Annotated in this window: 13 protein-coding genes; 5 read left to right on the top strand and 8 right to left on the bottom strand. The window is 34.3% G+C overall.

Annotated features, from left to right (window positions below):
- Positions 1–11: 11 nt before the first annotated feature.
- The 4 genes from QL232_RS09775 to radA all read right to left on the bottom strand — a co-directional run bounded on the left by QL232_RS09775 (position 12) and on the right by radA (position 6,406).
- A complete protein-coding gene (locus tag QL232_RS09775) occupies positions 12–1,163 on the bottom strand; it encodes a hypothetical protein (RefSeq protein WP_281613991.1) in 1,152 nt (383 codons plus the stop codon).
- On the bottom strand, positions 1,130–3,025 hold the full coding sequence (locus QL232_RS09770; RefSeq protein ID WP_281613990.1) for an ABC-F family ATP-binding cassette domain-containing protein: 1,896 nt from the start codon (positions 3,023–3,025) through the stop codon (positions 1,130–1,132). Before QL232_RS09770 ends, QL232_RS09775 begins: the two co-directional genes overlap by 34 nt.
- Positions 3,026–3,087: 62 nt before the next feature.
- Complete coding sequence (locus tag QL232_RS09765) at positions 3,088–4,992, bottom strand: OmpA family protein (protein ID WP_281613989.1); 1,905 nt, start codon at positions 4,990–4,992, stop codon at positions 3,088–3,090.
- Between the two features lie 10 nt (positions 4,993–5,002).
- The gene (gene radA, locus QL232_RS09760; RefSeq protein ID WP_168882973.1) at positions 5,003–6,406 is read right to left on the bottom strand and encodes a DNA repair protein RadA; all 1,404 of its coding nucleotides are present in this window, start codon (positions 6,404–6,406) and stop codon (positions 5,003–5,005) included.
- 172 nt (positions 6,407–6,578) lie between these two features.
- Here radA and QL232_RS09755 point away from each other — a divergent pair, with 172 nt between their 5' ends.
- On the top strand, positions 6,579–8,084 hold the full coding sequence (locus QL232_RS09755; protein WP_281613988.1) for an MBOAT family O-acyltransferase: 1,506 nt from the start codon (positions 6,579–6,581) through the stop codon (positions 8,082–8,084).
- Positions 8,085–8,100: 16 nt separating this feature from the next.
- Here the strand turns inward: QL232_RS09755 and QL232_RS09750 are convergent, their stop codons facing one another.
- From QL232_RS09750 to QL232_RS09740, 3 genes are all read right to left on the bottom strand, one after another.
- Positions 8,101–8,505, bottom strand: a complete 405-nt coding sequence (locus QL232_RS09750; RefSeq protein WP_281613987.1) for a GNAT family N-acetyltransferase — start codon at positions 8,503–8,505, stop codon at positions 8,101–8,103.
- A gap of 71 nt (positions 8,506–8,576) precedes the next feature.
- Entirely contained in the window at positions 8,577–9,749 is a 1,173-nt protein-coding gene (locus QL232_RS09745; RefSeq protein WP_281613986.1) for a hypothetical protein, read from the bottom strand.
- A gap of 24 nt (positions 9,750–9,773) precedes the next feature.
- Positions 9,774–10,661: an MBL fold metallo-hydrolase gene (locus QL232_RS09740; protein WP_281613985.1), complete on the bottom strand. Its 888-nt coding sequence runs from the start codon at positions 10,659–10,661 to the stop codon at positions 9,774–9,776.
- A gap of 286 nt (positions 10,662–10,947) precedes the next feature.
- On the opposite strand from QL232_RS09740, the gene QL232_RS09735 reads away from it, so the two are divergent.
- Entirely contained in the window at positions 10,948–13,113 is a 2,166-nt protein-coding gene (locus tag QL232_RS09735) for a hypothetical protein (protein ID WP_168882968.1), read from the top strand.
- Positions 13,114–13,115: 2 nt separating this feature from the next.
- Here QL232_RS09735 and QL232_RS09730 read toward each other — a convergent pair whose 3' ends face one another.
- A complete protein-coding gene (locus QL232_RS09730; RefSeq protein WP_281613984.1) occupies positions 13,116–15,980 on the bottom strand; it encodes a caspase family protein in 2,865 nt (954 codons plus the stop codon).
- A 178-nt stretch (positions 15,981–16,158) separates the two neighbouring features.
- On the opposite strand from QL232_RS09730, the gene QL232_RS09725 reads away from it, so the two are divergent.
- From QL232_RS09725 to QL232_RS09715, 3 genes are all read left to right on the top strand, one after another.
- Positions 16,159–17,088 carry a YihY/virulence factor BrkB family protein gene (locus QL232_RS09725; RefSeq protein WP_317169947.1) on the top strand — a complete coding sequence of 310 codons (930 nt, stop codon included), beginning with the start codon at positions 16,159–16,161 and terminating at the stop codon, positions 17,086–17,088.
- Positions 17,078–17,530 carry a GNAT family N-acetyltransferase gene (locus QL232_RS09720; protein ID WP_281613983.1) on the top strand — a complete coding sequence of 151 codons (453 nt, stop codon included), beginning with the start codon at positions 17,078–17,080 and terminating at the stop codon, positions 17,528–17,530. The genes QL232_RS09725 and QL232_RS09720 overlap by 11 nt, the downstream gene beginning before the upstream one ends.
- 117 nt (positions 17,531–17,647) lie before the next feature.
- Positions 17,648–19,678, top strand: coding sequence for a putative porin (locus tag QL232_RS09715; protein WP_281613982.1), 2,031 nt, complete (start codon positions 17,648–17,650; stop codon positions 19,676–19,678).
- The last annotated feature ends 4 nt before the right edge of the window (positions 19,679–19,682 follow it).

The raw sequence follows: 19,682 nt of genomic DNA, 5'->3' as shown, positions 1-19,682 counted from the left end.
GGAAGAGTTTTTTATTGATCATTTAATTGTAATGACCTAGTACTTTTTATCTCATCTATAGTTGAAAACGACTGCTTGTTTACATAGATATTACCGCCAGTAACCAAAGCCAACTTTTTATAGTCACTGACTATATATGGAATCCCATTCTTATCCTCATCAGCATAGTTTAAGATAATCTCTACTGGTCTTTTCAATTGATCAACTAAACTTATATCTCTGACTTTAGATTGGTTATCTCCTATCAAAACAAATGTATTAGCATCTGGAAACTCTTCTTGGGCATAAATTAAGGCTTCAATATCGTTTTCAGGCAAATCACCTCCATCACCTTTGTTCTTGACGGAGGCCATAAGGTTCATCACAGGCATAACTTTAGAAGATCGTATATGATAGACACCATAAGTCTCACCAATCACCTTTTGGTTACTCAACTTTGTATCTCCATCATTAAAAAACACAAAACCTATCACTTGATCCTGCGCTCTTTCTTGTATCAACCAAGAAAGCAGATCTAAAGTATAAGGATACATAGACCCAGTCCAATCACTGACTACAACTATTTTATTCCATTTATCTCTATGTTCTGAGAAAATTTCAGCTGTATTTGAGTTGACTTGATCTTCAACATGAAGTTTTTTCTTCACCAAGTGATCAAACCTATGTTCAATTTGTTTTTTCCTTTTGTTTTCTTCTTCTGGGGTAGATTCTTTTCTCGGATGTTTCCTATAATAAACAACGATACCATGAAACATCTTTTCAAAGTCTCTCTTAGAAACTCCTTGTGTTTGTTTAATAATTCTCCAACGAATTACCGGATCATCAATTGATCCATCAAACCATTTAGAGAAGGCCTCTATCCTATTGATATTAAGGCTGGAAAAATCAAAATCTTTGGGGTGATCAGTATACACCAATAGTACACTATCTATTTGTAGCCTTGAAATCGTTTCCGCTTCGGGTAAAGTTAGAATTTCATCCTCCCCATAAGACATAGGCAAGGTAAAGAACTGTTTAGTAGAATCAATTTTTAATTCACCAACACTTCTATACCCTGCCCTAAAATATAATTGTTCAGGTGACTGTGCATAAATACCAAATGACAAAAACAGTAGTATAACTGTTTGAATTATCCATTGGCTATTTCGTCTAGTTCCATCCATCGCATCATTTTCTCATCGGCATCATCCATGATAACACCTAATCTTTCTGAAATCTCTCTAATTTCATCTGCATCACTTACACTACCATCAGACAACTTTCCTTCCAATTCTTCTTTTTCAGTTTCTAAAACTTCGATTTCTTTTTCCAAAGTTTCATATTCCTTTTGTTCCTTGTAAGATAATTTCTTAGAAGCTGTTTTAGGTTGTATCTTCTTTTCTGTAGCTTTTTTCTCCTCTTTTAAGGCTTGTTTTTTCTGACGTTCCAGCTCATCTAAATATGCTCTATATTCAGAATACTTTCCATTAAAATCCTTAATAATACCGTCACCTTCAAAGACAAACAAGTGATCTACCAACTTATCCATAAAATAACGGTCGTGAGTAACTACGATGACACACCCTTGAAATTCCTCCAAGAAATCTTCCAACACACTCAAAGTATCTAAATCTAGATCATTGGTTGGCTCGTCAAGAATTAAAAAGTTAGGATTCTGAAGTAATACAGTACATAAATATAGTCTTTTTCTCTCCCCTCCACTTAGTGTAGAAATAAATGAATGTTGTTTTTCAGGAGTAAAAAGGAATCGATTCAACAATTGCAATGGAGTAAGACTTGTACCATCACCCATGGTGTGATTTTCAGTAATATCTCTTACAACATCAATTACTTTAATATCTTCATCAAAACTTAACCCTTTCTGAGTATAGTATCCATATACAATCGTTTCTCCTTTTGTAATAATACCTGCATCTATAGATTCAGTTCCCGTCAACATATTAAGAAATGTAGATTTACCGACACCGTTATTACCAACGATACCAACTCTCTCTTTACGTTTAAACACATAAGAGAAATCATCAACAATCTTTTTATCTCCAAATGATTTATATACATTCTCAAATTCAAGAATTTTCTTCCCCAAACGGGACATATTGACCTGAATTTGTACTTTTTCTTCTTTCTTTCCACTTTTTGCTTTTTTCTTCAAATCATGGAAAGCATCCATTCTAAACTTTTGCTTTGTCCCCCTTGCTTTTGGCATTCTTCTTACCCAATCGAGTTCTTTTCTCATTAGGTTTTTTGCCTTTTCAACCGTTACAGCATGATTTGCTTCTCTTTCGGCTTTCTTTTCTATATAGTATGAATAATTACCTTTATGGGTATAGATCGTACCATCCACTAATTCAATAATTTCGTTACAAACACGATCTAAGAAATAACGGTCGTGAGTAACTAATAAAAGAGACAATTTAGATCTAGTTAGGTATTCCTCTAACCATTCAATCATATCTAGATCTAAGTGGTTGGTAGGCTCATCCAAGATGACCAAGTTGGGTTCTTCAATAAGGATCTTACTAAGTGCAACTCTTTTATGTTGTCCACCTGAAAGTGATTCCATTGAAACCGATAAATCGTTAATTTTAAATGCTGTTAGAATTTGTTTTACTCTAGCCTCAGCATCCCAAGCCTTAAACTCTTCCATTTTAGCAGTTGCAAGATCCAATTGCTTCAATACTGCATCTGAATAATCAGTTGATGATAAAGCTACGGCTTCTTCATAGTTACGAACAGCTCTTAGGATTTCTGAATCACTCGACAATACGTAATCCAATACCGACTGACCTTCTTCAAAAGTAGGTTCTTGTTCTAGCAAACCAATTTTAATTTCTTTATTGATTGCTATTGTACCTCCATCTAAAGACTCTTTTCCTGCAATTGAATTCAATAAGGTAGACTTACCTGTACCATTTTTTGCTACTAAAGCTACTTTCTGACCTTGTTGAATCCCAAAGCTAATATTTTCATAAAGAGGTTTCTCTCCCCAGTATTTTGTTGCGTTATCGACTGATAATAAATTCATCCTATTTTTATTTTAGATCACAAAAATAGAATAAAACCTCAAATAATTATCTATTGCTAATACTATAAGATGATAAACTCTATACGTCTATTTTCTTGTCTTCCCTCCTCTGTCTTATTTGAACTGATAGGTTGCGACTCACCATATCCAATAGCTTTAAGTCGAGATGCGTTGATATCGTTACTAATCAGATAATTGACAACAGCTTGGGCTCTTTTTTGGGAAAGATCTTTATTGTACTCGATAGTTCCAATATTATCTGTGTGTCCTGCGATTTCTACAGCCACATCAGGATTTCTCTTCATAAATTCAAGAATTTGCTCCAACTCTGCTGCTGATTTATTTTTTAGCTGATATTTATTTGATTCAAAGAAGATATTATTTAAAGTAATATTGGTTCCTTTCTCTATTCTTTCTAGGAAAATATCTAGTGTTTTTCCATCCACTCCAGCATTATGCATATCAAAAGTGAGACTTTGATACAAATATCCGGGACGAGAAATGAACAAAGCATATTCTTCATCTTGGTTTAAGACTATTAAATATTTTCCAGATTCTGAATCGGACATTACTCTCGATTCTGTCTCATCACTTTCTAATCTTTTAAGCTCCAACTCTGCTTTTAAAGGTGCTTTTGTGACTGCATCATAAACAACACCTTCAAGATAACTACTCAACGCATCAGGTTGTACTTCTTCAGGAACATCAAAAGTTACAATTTTACTACTTCTCTTTCCATCAGGTGCTAAAATCTCTTTTGAAAAATAACCTTTAGAACCATCAGCAGAAACAATTAACGATACTTGGTCACGATGGTCATTTAAAGGATAACCTATGTTTACTGGTTTTGTCCAAAGCGCTGGACTTTTTTGATCTGTTTTAAAAATATCCAATCCTCCAAAGCCTAAATGACCTTCAGATGAAAAGTAAAGTGTTTTACCATTAGAGTGGATGTAAGGAGAAATATCGTCTTCCATAGTATTTACAACATCTCCTAAATTCTTAGCAGTTGTCCATGCCCCATCTACAAGATGAGAAACCCATATATCTTTTTTCCCAATCCCTCCTTTTCTATCAGAAACAAAGTATAAAGTTCTACCATCAGCTGATAGTGAAGGTTGCGACTCCCAATCTCTAGAATTAATATGTGGGCCAAGATTTTTTGGTTTTAGCCAATGGTCGCCTACTTTTTTGGCCATAAATAAATCACAACTTCCGTATCCAGGTAATTCTCTGGTAGATTCACAAGAAGTAAAAATCATAAATGATCCATCAGCAGAGATGGTACATGTTCCTTCATTAAATTTTGTACTTAGTTCTCTAACAATTTCTGGAGAGGCCCATTCTCCATCAATTTTCTCTGATCGATAGATGTTCTCGTCTGATTTATATGTTCTAGCAGTGAAATATAATTCATTACCAGTAGCCGTTATAGCAGGAAAATATTGTTGATCTAATTTATTGACTGAATCGCCTAACGATACAGGACTATAAGGCAACTCATGTTGCATATTCGCCATCGCATAATCACAAGATGCTATAATCTTATTCGCAATTCTTTTTTCCTTGTACTCTTTACTAGAAGGCCTAAAGTCTAAATACGATAAGCAAAACTGTTTCGCTTTAGCATAATTTCCCTCTGACCATTCGTATTGTGCTAAGGAAAGGTGTGCTAAAGCGAATTTAGGTTCTTTATTACAGCAAAGCATTAATCTTTTATATAATGCTCTTGATTTCTGATAATCCCTTTCTAATATATTTAGATAAGCTAATAAGTAAAAACTATCTCCAAATGTGGTATCTGCAGCAATTGACTTTTCAAGAAAGATTTTTGCTTCTCCTATTTGTCGTTGTTGAATTGCCTCTTCGGCCTTCATATAGTTTTTTTGTGCTTTACCTCTATTTTGTCCGAAAGACATTGACATTCCTAAGACAAAACATAAATATATCAGAATCGATTTTCTCATAAATTTCTTTCTATGTGAATAATTTTTCAGCTAGCTCCGCTATTGTTCCAACAGGTATTACTTTCATCTTAATTTTTGAAAGATCTAACCCTTTAGTATTATATTTTGAAATAAACATTTCTTTGAAGCCTAATTTTTCTGCTTCAGAAATCCTATTTTCAATTCTAGATACGGCTCTTATTTCTCCTCCAAGTCCTACTTCTGCTGCAAAACAAGTAGTTGATTCAATAGCAATATCTTCAAATGAAGATACCAAAGAAACAGCTACTGCTAAATCAATAGCGGGATCTTCTACCCTAAGTCCTCCCGTTACATTTAAAAATACATCAGAAAAGTTTAATTTATATCCTGATCTTTTTTCTAATACAGCAAGGAGCATATTTAACCTTTTGGCGTCAAAACCTGTAGACGACCTTTGAGGGTTACCATATACAGAAGGAGAAACTAAAGATTGTATCTCTACTAATAACGGTCTATTCCCTTCCATTACTGTACCAATAGCGACGCCACTTAATCCATCATCACGTTGTGAAAGTAAAATTTCAGAAGGATTACTTACTTGACGCAACCCTGTAGTGACCATTTCATATATACCAAGCTCTGAAGTGGATCCAAATCTATTTTTTGCAGTACGTAATATTCGATAACTCATATGACGGTCACCTTCAAATTGAAGTACAGTATCTACCATATGTTCTAAAACTTTTGGTCCTGCTAAACTTCCTTCCTTGGTTATATGTCCAATCATTAGTACCGGCGTACCTGTATCTTTTGCGAATTTGATTAATTCTGCTGCACATTCTTTCACTTGTGATACACTTCCAGCTGCTTGCTCTAAAAACGGAGATACCAACGTTTGAATAGAATCGATCACCAAAACATCGGGAGTCATCTTTTCAATATGAGCAAAGATTTTTGAGGTATCAGTTTCTGTCAAAACATAAGTTTCTTCAGATGAGTACGGTATTCTTTCTGCTCTTTGTCTGATTTGTTGTCCGCTCTCCTCTCCAGATACATAAAGCACCTGCTTATCTTTTAGAGATAAGGCAATCTGAAGCATTAATGTAGATTTACCAATACCAGGTTCTCCACCAATCATTACGACTGAACCTTGTACAATTCCACCTCCAAGAACTCTATTTAACTCTTCATCGAGAGTCACAATTCTAGGTTCTTTTTCGAATGTTACCTCATTTATTTTAATTGGTTTTGATGTTTCCGCTTTTGCATTCACATACCCACCTTTATTCTCAGATTTACTCATTCTCCAATCACCTTTTTTAGGTGCTTCATCTTGAAGAACTTCTTCTACGAATGTATTCCACTCGTTACATGTAGGACACTTGCCCTGCCATTTCGGGGATTCATGCCCACAATTTTGACAAAAATAAGCTGTCTTTACCTTTTTAGCCATATAGTATTTACCTCCAAAAAATATTATTGAAGATAAACGAAGAAGGTTGATAATTCAAACAAATCATCGAATGATGAAAAATTCTTTAGTTAAAATCAATACTAATAAAAGAAAAGCATGTAAATTCGTTAGGAGATTTTTTAAGCCATTATTTTTTGAGAGGGTTAATTAGATGTTAGAATTAGTTACATATCATGAAAATAGTCCACTATTATTTACCCAAGTAATCTTTTGGGTGCTTTTTGGTACTATTATCATCGTTTATCAATTCATATATAAAAATATCACTGCAAGAAACTTCTTATTGTTGCTAGCAAGTTTGTATTTCTATTATATGTCTAGTGGATTCTACTTCGTCCTTCTTTTATTTTCCACCGTTGTAGATTATTACATAGGGAGTGCCATTTTCCATTCCAATAATAAAGCAAACAGGAAAAGGCTTGTATTTCTAAGTGCCTTCATTAACCTTAGTCTCCTTGCCTATTTTAAGTATACTTTCTTCTTCGCGGAAGGAATTAATACGCTTTTCCATATTGAGTTGGAACCAGAAAACTATTTAGCAGCCATGATCAATGGAATATTTGGTACTGCTATGGATACCTCCAATATTTTTCTACCTATTGGTATCTCATTTTATACTTTCCAAACTATTAGTTACTCTGTAGATATCTATAGAGGTGACATTAAACCTGTAGATAATATCTGGGACTTTGCACTATTCGTTAGTTTCTTCCCACAATTAGTAGCAGGTCCAATTGTGAGAGCATCGGAATTTATTCCTCAGATACACAACAATTATAGAGTTACTGAAAGTGAGTTTGGACATGCTTTATTCTTAATAGCTGGCGGTTTAACAAAGAAAATCTTAATCTCTGATTATATTTCCATCAATTTTGTCGATAGAATTTTCGAATCCCCTTGGTCTTATTCTGGATTTGAAAACCTTATGGCTGCCTATGGTTATGCTATTCAGATCTATTGTGATTTCTCTGGGTATACGGATATTGCGATTGGTGTAGCCGTTTTATTAGGATTTAAGCTACCTCTAAACTTCAACTCCCCATACAAAGCCACTGATATTACAGACTTTTGGAGAAGATGGCACATCTCACTTTCTTCCTTCCTTCGAGATTATCTTTATATCCCTTTAGGTGGTAATAGAAAAGGGAAAGTAAGAACCTACATCAATCTCATAATAACTATGCTATTAGGTGGTTTATGGCATGGAGCACATTTCCGTTTTATCGTTTGGGGCATGCTTCATGGTTGTGGATTGGCTCTGCATAAACTATGGCTAGAAATTGCTGGCAAGAGGTTTACTAACAACAAGATTTTCAATGTTATAAGCACAATTTTCACTTTCCATTTTGTTTGTTATGCATGGATTTACTTTAGAGCAGAAGACATGCAACATGCCGAAAGTATGATAAATCAGATATTCACGAACTTGGATTTATCTCTTGCTTGGGAAGTAATTTCAGCCTATAAACTGGTCTTTTTAGTCATGGCGTTTGGGTATTTCATCCATTGGATACCACAAAAGTGGAAGGATACATTGGCGATTGAATTTATCACAATGCCTGATTTTGCAAAGGCTGCATTTCTATTCTTTATTGGATTTATATTATTTCAAAGTAGATCAGCAGATATACAACCTTTTATTTATTTCCAATTCTAGAATAGTATAGTATCATTTAATGCTCTAACCCGTCATAAATCCACATTGGAACAGTATCTCCAGCTTTTCTAAAGCCCATTTTCTGATAAAATTCTACTGCTTCTGTATCTGATGTCAACATTTGCATATGGAAACCTTCATATTTACTCATGAGTTTTTCCATTAATAACTTCCCCACTCCTTTGCCTTGAAAACTTGGATGAACAAGAAGGTGTGGAAAGTAAACAACCAAATAACCATCAGAAATTGCATTCCCTAAGCCAATTAATTGTTCATCTTCCCAAGCTGTAACCAAAGCGTGTGAGTTTTGTAGTGCCTTGAATAAATGCTCAGGTTTATCGGCAGCACTCCATCCATTTAATTTATATAATGAAGTTATCTGTTCAATTGACGGTAATTTAGCTTCCTCTATTGTGATCATATCAAGTATTGAAAATAAAAAAGCACCACCTGAATTGAATCGGGTGGTGCTTTAGTTTATAATAATTTCTATTATGCTTTATGGAATGGATTCAAGCCTACTAAGAAGTTATTGATATCAATAAACACCTCTTGGAAAGGTTGCATCCATGATGCGTTGTATGTGTAAGCTAAAGTATATCCGATAAATACTACATACATCAGTATCAGTAGGTATCCACTTTTAGCTCCTAATTTCTTTCTCTTTGCTCCAACGTAGAAGATCATCATGGCTGCAAAAGTTAAGAACAATAAGATGATTCTAAACTGACCAATAAAATCCATTTCAGAAGCCTCTCCTGACATTTTAATAGATTCCCCTGTCATTAATGTGTACACCGTTAATGGCATACCTAAGGCGAAACAAATATCAAAAATATTACTTCCTAATGCATTTGAAATGGCATCGTTATAAGCACCATTATTCGCACTCTTTACAGAGATAATAGTATCAGGCACTGATGTAGCTGCTGCAGCAAAAATTAATGCAACAATGTACATATCCCAACCCATGCCTTGACCTAACAACTCACACCCTGTTACTAGAAAATGACATGCACCTCCTACTATAGATGTTGAAAGAATAAGTAATACCCAAGCTCTAGATGAGTTCATGGCATTGTTACCCATAATTGCATGTGATAGATCCAATTTCAAAAGTGCGCTCAATCGACCACCTTCACCTTCTTCGTATTCATATTCTTCATGTTCATCCCCTTCATTATCAATTTTGATAAATACTAATGAAAGAACATAAACAACATATAAAGACATAAGAAATGCACCATGTTTCCATGTTAATTCCTTTTCAGATACGAAAATAATCAAACAAAGAATTGCCAACATTAGAGCTATACCATCTCTAAGAATAACTTTTGGGTTAACAGTAATATATTTTACCTTTCTATTCAGGACGATAACACTAATTATTACAGCAGCAGGAATAATCATGATATTAAATACAGCACTACCAGATGTAGTACCAATACCACTAGCAAAACCTGTAGCATCTCCTGCAATCACCAAGAAGAAAAATGTTGTAAACAACTCAGGCATAGAACTACCAATTGCATCTATTGTTGCCCCTTTAACTCCTCCTTTCATGTTTCTGCCTAAATACCCGGACGCATCTTCGAAACCGTCACAAGCTTTCCAAATGACAATACACGCAATAAAAATGATGAGTAGACCTAAAAAAATTTCCATTCTTTGTTTAATCTATTAGAATTACTAGTTTTTCTTATCCCAATATCGCAATAACCCCGCCACACTCATGAAGGGTGGGTTTGCAGCGTCATATTGGTTTAACGCAATCTGATCCAAACCTAGTACAATTAATTCATTTTTTACAAAATTTGTAAAAAGTTCTTCCATTTTTTGTTGAGAATAATTCAATTTTCGGTATTCATTAACAATTTCAGCAACTTTGTACAAGTCTTCTTCAAGCGCAATAAGATGATTACTTACATCAGTAACGACACCGAAATGAGTTAAGTATAATTTACTCGGAGAAATTTCTCGAATTAAATCTATTGACGTTTGCCACTTCTCTAAATTGATGTCTGGAGGAGGGCATGGAGCCACCACTGGGCCATTACCAATTTTCACTCCTGCAACATCTCCTGTAAATAAACCGTCTCCTACTTGCCAAGCAATATGATGATTGGCATGTCCTGGAGTGTACCATGCAGTAAAATCTGTATTTCCTATTACAATTTTCTCTCCATGTTCGGGAGAAATCAATTGTTTTTCGGGAATTTCATTCATTTCTCCCCATAATCGATCCATATCGTCTTTATAAATCATTTTTGCAGAAGCCATAAGTTTCGCAGGATTTGCCATATGACGTACTCCAAAGGGGTGTAAATATATATTAGCTCCATGTTCGGCAAACTTCCATGCAGCTCCAGCATGATCCAAATGGATATGAGTTATAAATACATGTTTGATGTCAGTTACCTTAATATCAATTTTATTTAAGGCCTTTTCAAGTACAGGAAATGTACTATATGGACCGGTCTCAATTAATGCTGGTCCTTCTGAGGTTTGAATAACGTAAGAGGCAATGGCTTCTTCGTTACCAAGAAAATTTAAATCGATTGGTTTAATTTCATTCATTTCGAAGTTTAATTTAGTGATGGATTAATTACTTTAAAATTGTATAAAAAAGTAAATCTTTCTTGTAATTCAAATATGTTTCTTATTCATATTCTAAAAAATGATTAGTATTACTTTAACTTTGTATCATTGAAAATTAGTCAAACTTTTTTTTCATTTCATATTAACGTTTAATAAATTGAAGAGGTAAAAAAAGGCATGATTTTTCAATCGAATAGTGATAGTCTAGCTTTTTTAGAACACATTAAATAGAGCCCTTTAACTTTAATAAGTTAAAGTCTAACACATGAATTTGAATTTACGTCTAGTATTTTTTTCTGCTGTACTTATTTTTTTCTCAACATTGGAAGCTAAGGCACAGAAAGCTTTAAATTTTATAAGAGATATTGAGATTCATGGAGACACTTCCATTAATTACCTCTCTACTCACGGTATCATTCAAAACAGAAGACACCGAAATGAAAAGACGTTACCTTTTCATTTTGAAAGTATTGATCAAGCTTTTGAGTTTCGTTTGTATTTGAAAAACTCTGATCAAATTACTGATGTAAAGTTAATTCACACTAATGAAATTAATGTATTGGAAGAGCCTCTAGCGGTTTCTGATGACACCTATAAGTTTAGTTTACAATTTACCCGTTCAAGCAAGAACCTACGCCCTTCTATTATTATTGTCTTTTGGACTATCGATGGTAAAGAGCTTCGATATGAACAACAACTACTCCCCTATACTAATACTGTCGTCGAATTATCAGATAAGAAAAGTACGGAGGTCAGAGAACTTTATATTGGTGAAGAAAAGGAATATGAAGTACTTAGTAATCACATCCAAAATATTAGGGTAGATAACATTTGGCATGAACAAAAAGACCTTTCTTGGAGATTGTACCGTAAAGAAAACCGGTTATTTCTAAGCATTCTCCCAAAATTTGTCAATTCTTTTAGTACTGAAATATCTTTTGAAACACATGCTCCAAATTTCCTTTATGGGAAAGCCCAATATGAAACATTCCCTTTAAATCTAAGATTTATCGTAAAAGAACCTCGACTCACTTTCTTATCTACAGATAGAAATGAAGTCGTTTTCGAAGATACACAAGACAACCCAGAGGGTATTGAAATACAAATTCAACAAAACAGAAAGCTTGAATTACAGAAGACATATCGTATTGAAAACCAAGAAGAAAAAGGCGGTCATTTAATTGCTGAATTATTCACAAGGAACAACCTGAGTAACAACCGTACACTGTGTTGGTTAAGAGTTTATGATTACCATAGTTTACAAGATGGCTATCTATACATTAAGGACGGTGATGACCCTAAATTTATCACTAACTTTAATATTATTTCAAAAACTATTATTGAAAGTATTCAAATTCTTAGACCCGGTAGAAACTGGACTTCTAATTTATTTGTATACCCTGGTGAAACAGTTGCAGTTAAGTTTCAAGGAAAACAAATGCAACATGCTCGATACCTATTTGAAGGTTTAAGAAACCGAAACATTGACTCAGTAACTACAAACATGGAGATGCAAACCATGCAAATCAGCATTCCTATTAATATCAATCAAAAAGAATTGAAGATTTATAATGGGAATGAAGATACTGGTTACGCTATTAAAATAAGGGAAAAACAGGCACCAAGAAACTTTGATTTTGTTACCATTGATTGTGGTGACGGACCTAAAGTAGTTAGTCAAATAGAGAAGCCTATATTTTACCCAAAGGCCATTACTGATGTGATCTTAAGGTTTCATCCTGATTTAATAGACGATCAGCAACTCTATGGTAAACAGTATATCACCTTAGATGTCAGAGTAATCGGTCCACAAGGACAATTAATAGAATTGGCCAAAGATGAGAATATAGTCATCTGTCCTGGCGTCTCCTCTCCTCGATATCACAATTATGAAAAAAATAATTGTACAGACCCTTTAGTTACACTTAATAAATACTTGGGAATAAAAACACACCGTTTTGAGGATTGGACCAAATTAGAAATTTACATTTCACATCAGAAAGAAAAATACTCAGACCAAGTATATAAAAAGAAAATTGAGATTTACGCTTCTAGAAAATCTCAATTTGATATTGATTTATCTTTCCCTGCGGGTCTACTGGTAAAAAAGGCCAATGAAGATGATATTTCATCAGGTATCAGTGGTATCTCTATTTCAGCAATTGCACAGTTTAAATTCTTTAAGCCTGGTACTATTGGTAGAGTAAGGCCCTATAGATTTGGTGTAGGCTCGATTGCTTTGAACGCCTTCAACCTTAGTGATAATGAAGATATTGACAGAGATTTAGGGATTGTTGCCTTAGGTTCTGTCCACCCTCTTCAACGACCTGGTAGAAAACTATCTCTACCTCTTTACATTGGGTTTGGATATTTTCTAAAAGCAGAGACATGGTTCTGGATGATTGGACCTGGTATTAGTGTCAGCTTCTAACCTTATTTAGTAATAAACTCCCCAACATTCATAGTACTGATCGTACTTGGTTTTTGAGTCGTAGGGTGTTGTTTATTCTCCGTTAATTCCTTGACTTTCATAGCAACAAACAGGTCTAACTCCCTTAATGTAATAATCTGATCACCAGAGTAATCCGCTTTTCCTTGACCTAAACCCTCTAAAATTGCTGCAGTGAAGGCTCCATGCCCCCATTGCTCACTTTCTAAGGAAGTTTCCGAACCTGTTGATCCAGACATAATAACTACGCCATTTTCATCAGAAGATAATTTTCTAATATCTTCTGTATTATTTGTTGAGCTGAAATTACTTCCTAATTGTCCACTATTACAGGCATCCACATAAAGTAGCACCTGTGATGGCAATTCAGATAAAACATCCGCAAATTCATCCCATTTCAAAGCAGTCTCTTGGATTTGATTCATAGAAAAATCATGAGGGATAATATAGAAGTCTCCTTTATAATTTACTCCATGTGCCGCAATAAAGACGATAGCTAAATCATTTTCACCCACTCCTTGTTTTAACCAATCAAACCCGCCAATAATAGAATTCTTATTCGCTTCTTCATTGATAATCTTTTTAATTTTCACTTCATTAAACACTTTACTTCGGTTCTGAGAAGCATATAGATCGGCAATTGATGTAGCATCTTTATCAGCGTATCCTAAATCAATAGAACTCATTTGATAGTTGGATATTCCAATAGACAATAAATAAATGTTAGATTTATCTAATGTTAAAGAGCGCTCTGTAAGCTCTTTTAAGTCAAAACCAATATCCATATTCTGATCTGAAAGCTTACTTATTTTTCGAGGAGAAGAAATGATATTTACTTCTTCATTTTCAACAAATAACTGAAGCGATGTTTGATGTTTTTTGACTTCAATGCTCTCATTTATTTCGTAAACATAGCCACTATCTTGAGATACTTCCACTAGTCCTTTCCCTATTTCCAATGGTCTGCCATCCACTAATAATTTAAAAGTTTTGACAGGAAGTTGAGAAACCACTTTGGCTTGAATATTTACGGTGTTATTGTCAGCTACTGTAAACATTTCTGGGGAAACCCAATGAATTTGAGGTCTATTCTCTGCTAGATCTTTGATATCAACTGATGATAAATTAAAGGCATTCTCAACTTCTTGAAAGTTACCTTTTTTAAATATCTGATGGATAATATCTTTTCTGTGAAATTCTTTTGATGCAAAGTTTACTTTATGGAATTCTCCTAATTCCCCTAAACCAGAATTAATTAACCAACCAATGTATTGCTCTCCACCAGCAGAAGCATGATAGTATCCTTTAGGTGACCAAACCACCCATTCGTTAGATTTAGATATGAATAGAGTAAGCAGTAATTCCCCTGATTCAATGTTCCATATTTTTATAGTCTGATCATCACTAGAAGAGACAAGGTAACGTTCATTTTTTAATGAAGTTAATTCCTTAATACTCCCAGAATGCCCTTCTAAAGTATGAGAAAGTTGTCCATCTAGTTGATATACTTTTAATGAAGCACCACTACCAACCACTATCTTATCACCTAAAAAGCCAAAAGCTCTTATGTCTTTATCTCTATTTCTATCATTTTTGATGACTACCCCATTATAATCAAGTTGAAAGCTACCCGTTTTATTAAGCATTTGTCCATCCTTTGAAATAGATAAACCTTTAACTTCATTTTGGGCTTGAGGATATTTAAGATCAACGTCTGAAAAATTAAAATTTAACTCTTCATCTTTTAAGGAAGCAAAAGCAATACTTTCATCACTTATTTTACTAAGCTGATTCACGGTTACACCTTGTCCTTCAAAGGATCTAATGATTTTCTGATTAGGTATATCCCAGATTTCAATATTACCATTAGATCCGTTCGAGGCTACACAGTAATTTTTATTTCCCTTGGCAAAATCTGCATAAAAGAAAACTCCCTTATCAGAAGACAACTGTTCGTCTTTTAGCCAAGCCTCAGTATCATAAAAAAATAAATTCCCTTTGGCATCGGTAAGTAGTAACTTTTCAGAATCATCAGAAAAATTTAGACTGGTAATAAACCCTTCTGGGTCAATTAGTGTAGCTACTTCAGTGCCGTTTGTATTCCAAACAAAAACCTTCCCTTTTGAATTACCTGCTACAACATATTTATTGTCTAATGAGATGTCAACATTGGTAAAACGATCATCAGTTTCCCAAACTTTCATAATGGTAGCACTCTTCATGCCCACAGACAAAGAGTACATTCTCACAGTACCATCGAAAGAACAAGTCACTAAACGAGTTCCATCCTCTGAAAAATCTAAATTGTATACCGTATTAGTATGTTCTTGTAATCTAAAGTTTTCGAATGGCTCTTCTTCAAAGACATCATTATCTAAAAAAGGGATATACCAGATTCTCACCGTCTTATCAGCACTTGATGATGCCAAATATTCTCCATCAGAAGAAAACTCTAGATCAGAGATAATGTTCTCATGACCTAAAAGTGAAGCGATTTGTTTCCCTGTACTTAGATTAATAATTCGAATTTCATTCTGAGGCAAATAGCCACCTACCGCTAATAATTTATTATCAGGTGATATTGCCAAAGCATTATATCTTCCTTCTTTTCCATTATTATGGTCTCCCCAAAAAGTTGCTTCAAGTGTTCCGGTAGCCACATCCCACACACGTAGAGTCTTATCTTCAGATACTGAATACACCTTATGATTATCACTAGAGAAAACAGCCCTTCTAACAACAGATGAGTGCCCCTGAGGATCGATCACTAAGTGTAAAGAATCATCTTGTGCATATATTAACGAATTAGATAGTATCAAAAGTAAAACCGATACCAAAAATTTTCTCATTTTAGTCTCAATTGAAAGCTTAAAAAAGTATTCAAATGTTTATGCAAAATAGGATATATATCTGTCAATTTTAATTAAAATTGTATTTTTGCATTTACAATAATAATGTTTTTCCCATCAATGGCTCAAAACCTTATTATTATTCGAAGTTTTCTATCACTTTTTAAACTATAAAAAAATTAAAGCACTACAAAAAAAGATTCGAAGGTATTACTTAGGAAGAGTCATACTTAGGGCTTTAAAAATAATTGGTATTGCTTGGAAAGAATTCAATTATGACCATGCGTACATTTATGGTGCGTCTTTGGCCTATTATACCATTATCTCCTTACCCGCTGGTTTAAACCTCATTTATACTTGGATGAGTACTTTCTTTGATGAAGAGCAAATCAAAGAAGATATGATAGAAGAAATTGCTTTAGTCTCTGGTGATGTTGTTGCAAAACAATTAGAATCAATGATTAATAGCTTAGACAAATTAGAGATTGATAGCACAGTTTCCACTGCGATCAGTATAGGTACCTTGATTTTCACCTCGACATTATCATTCCACACATTAAAAGTGGCTTTGAATAAATTCTGGAAAGTACCACACGAAAGACAACAATTGAAACATATAATTTTAGATCGAATTATTTCATTTGTGATGCTTTTGGTTGTTGGTGCAGTATTCTTATTCTTGGTCCTATTGGATTCATCACTAAGTTTATTATCTGAAGTAATTCGAGATTGGTTACCCATTGCCACTCTGGACTTAATTCAGGTGACCAGACAATTATCTACTCTAATTATGTCATTTATACTATTTGCAGGAATCTACAAATATATACCTGATGTAAATATTAAATGGGAGGATGCTTTTGTAGGAGCTTTAGTAACCACCATTCTATTCCAAGGTGGTCAATATGCCATTAGGTATTACTTGTCAAATTCAAGTGCTGCTGTTTCTTGGGGAGCAGGTTCCCCTCTGATTATAGTGATGGCTTGGACCTTTTACTCTGTACAAATTACTTTCTTTGGTGCAGAAGTTACTTATGTCTATTCTGAAGAATACGGAAGGGGCATTCAACAAAAAATGGAAAAAAACGAAGAAGACGATGAATTATAACATTATAATAGCAGACGAAAAACATATTGAAACAATAGCCGATTTTCAAGTAAAAATGGCTTTGGAAACGGAAGATTATAAACTTGACTTTGAAACTGTAAAAAAAGGTGTTCAACATGTCATTGACAACCAAAGTGTCGGAAGATATGTCTTAGTTATGGACGGTGACAAGTGCATCGCTTCAATGCTTAATCTTTATGAATGGTCTGATTGGAGATGTGGAAATGTTTTATGGATTCACTCTCTATTTGTTATTGAGGAATATAGAAGGAAAGGCATCTTCAGAATGATGTACGACTATGTTAAAAATGAGGTCGATGCTTCTGAAGAATTAAGAGGTTTAAGACTATATGTTGAGAAAAACAACGATAGGGCTCAAACCACTTACAAAGCTATGGGAATGACAAAAGAGCATTACGACATGTACGAATGGCTCAAGTAGTATTTTTTTTACATCATTCTTCTTTTTTCAAAGAAACATGCCGATTAATAATCAATTAAGCATAACTTTGATTAAAATATAGTAATTATACCATTTTATCTACGACCTATAGCAATCTTGAAAAAAGTTGTATTCATATTATTGTCCTTGCTTTCCATCTCTCAATTTTCCTATGCTCAAAATGAGGAGGAGAAAGATGAGGATGCTGTAGAAGGACAAGAACCTAACAAAGAAGGTGTTACTTTAGAACAAGACAGTTCATGGCTTAAAGGACCTCAAACTACTTGGTATCTAACCAAGCCAGATGTATATAAAATCCATTTTGAAGAACACATGATGGATTCTAGTTATACACATTTACATAGATATGACATCAATGGTCAGAATGGATATAGAAATCAAACTTTAGGAAATAATGCCAGCCCATTAAAAAGCTACTGGGTACAACCTGTTGGTCACCTTCGCCAAACGATGGGCATTACAGGGTATGATTTATATGCACAAAATCTTGACACATGGGAGTATTACAACGCCTATATTCCAGTCACGGACTTTAATGGAGTTGTAGGACAAGACAACCGTGGTAAGATTGGCGGTAAAATAGCAAGAAATATTGACCCTTATTGGGCTGTAGGTCTACTTTTTCAAAGGTATTCTGAACCTTATATTCTTGGTAGAGACAAGATCTCCAACTCTTATAATGCTCAGCAACACACTGGTTTTGGTTTGAATACTCGATATGAATCAAAGAACAACAAGTATAAACTACTTGCTAGTTTCTATCAGTATTTTCATGAAGGGCCAGAATCTGGAGGTCTAGCTATTCCAAGTTTAGTAAATGACGATACTTCATTGGAAGATTTATTTAAGTTTGGTCGAGGACAGCTTACCAATTATTTTTCCGATGGTGTAAGTTCATTTAAATGGTATTACAACACCCAACTGTATCATCAATATGCTTTGGTAGACTCAGCCAAACTACAAGTTTTTCATGAGTTGAACAGGAATCATTATCGCTATCAATATAGTAATTCAACAGAGACTATATCTACTAATAGACTTTATTACGATAAATTTAATGACCACACTTACCAACAGGTAAACAGTTTACCAAATGGTGAAGGTTATGCACCTGGATATCAACCAACAGTTGACACCAACTACGATTATGGTTCTTATCCTTATGTAAGTGTACAACAAGAATACTTAGACAACAAGCTAGGGATCAAAAGCCGATTAGGCCCGACATTTTGGTCGGGGTACGTACAACATCGATTCTATAGGTATCAACAAAGAAATGCCGATGACTATACACCTATCCCACTCGATCACCAACTTTTTGTTGGAGGAGATGTAGAATTCCAGCTTCCTAAAAACTGGGGATTTGTAGATGGACATGGTGAAGTTGATGTTCTAAAAGGAAACATCTATAATATCAACGCAAAACTTCAAAGTAGATTCCTTAATGCAAGCTTTACATTAGAAAATACTTTAGCTCCTATGTTTACACAACAATTTTCAAGTGTATTTATGTCATGGAGTGAAGAGAAAAAACCTATTGGTATGCAACAGTTTATGGTTGCTCCACAACTCCCTTTAGGAGAAAAAGGTAATATATCGGTGTTTGGTGAGATCAATAATATCAATGATTATATTTATTACGATAAATATGCTCGCCCAGTACAGCATAATGAGAACATTGCCTATTCTCGCTATGGCTCAAGATTTAAAGTAAAACTAGGTCATATCCAACAGATTGCTGAAGTAGTATATACACAAAACAACAATCAGGATGTGATGCCTACTCCAGATATTTTTGCAACCTATGAAATTTCATATGTAAGAGAATTCAGAGATGGTATGATCAGTGTTTATTCTGGTTTTGACACCAAGTATGTTTCTTCTTTCTATGGATATGCATTTAACCCAGTAACACAACAGTACCATCTACAAAACGATTACGAAACTGAAGGTTACTTTACACTAGACTTCTTCTTAAACTTTAAAATGAGAAGATGTATGGCCTTTGTTAGAGTGAGTGACATCCTCAATGCTGTTAACACAACTTCTGGCTATTGGGCATCTGCTGGGTATATGGGCCCTGGTTTTGGTGTATCGTATGGTGTGCGATGGTTAATGTTTGAATAATTTA

It is taken from the genome of Flammeovirga sp. SubArs3 (genome assembly GCF_947387565.1).
Classification (GTDB): Bacteria; Bacteroidota; Bacteroidia; order Cytophagales; family Flammeovirgaceae; genus Flammeovirga; species Flammeovirga agarivorans.
Note: the sequence above shows the minus strand (reverse complement) of the source record. Positions and strands in the feature narration are given on the sequence as shown.

Excerpts from the sequence above, each read along its gene's own strand:
- QL232_RS09775 (WP_281613991.1), bottom strand. The coding sequence starts at position 1,163 with ATGGATGGAACTAGACGAAATAGCCAATGGATAATTCAAACAGTTATA.
- QL232_RS09770 (WP_281613990.1), bottom strand. The coding sequence starts at position 3,025 with ATGAATTTATTATCAGTCGATAACGCAACAAAATACTGGGGAGAGAAA.
- QL232_RS09765 (WP_281613989.1), bottom strand. The coding sequence starts at position 4,992 with ATGAGAAAATCGATTCTGATATATTTATGTTTTGTCTTAGGAATGTCA.
- radA (WP_168882973.1), bottom strand. The coding sequence starts at position 6,406 with ATGGCTAAAAAGGTAAAGACAGCTTATTTTTGTCAAAATTGTGGGCAT.
- QL232_RS09755 (WP_281613988.1), top strand. The coding sequence starts at position 6,579 with ATGTTAGAATTAGTTACATATCATGAAAATAGTCCACTATTATTTACC.
- QL232_RS09750 (WP_281613987.1), bottom strand. The coding sequence starts at position 8,505 with ATGATCACAATAGAGGAAGCTAAATTACCGTCAATTGAACAGATAACT.
- QL232_RS09745 (WP_281613986.1), bottom strand. The coding sequence starts at position 9,749 with ATGGAAATTTTTTTAGGTCTACTCATCATTTTTATTGCGTGTATTGTC.
- QL232_RS09740 (WP_281613985.1), bottom strand. The coding sequence starts at position 10,661 with ATGAATGAAATTAAACCAATCGATTTAAATTTTCTTGGTAACGAAGAA.
- QL232_RS09735 (WP_168882968.1), top strand. The coding sequence starts at position 10,948 with ATGAATTTGAATTTACGTCTAGTATTTTTTTCTGCTGTACTTATTTTT.
- QL232_RS09730 (WP_281613984.1), bottom strand. The coding sequence starts at position 15,980 with ATGAGAAAATTTTTGGTATCGGTTTTACTTTTGATACTATCTAATTCG.
- QL232_RS09720 (WP_281613983.1), top strand. The coding sequence starts at position 17,078 with ATGAATTATAACATTATAATAGCAGACGAAAAACATATTGAAACAATA.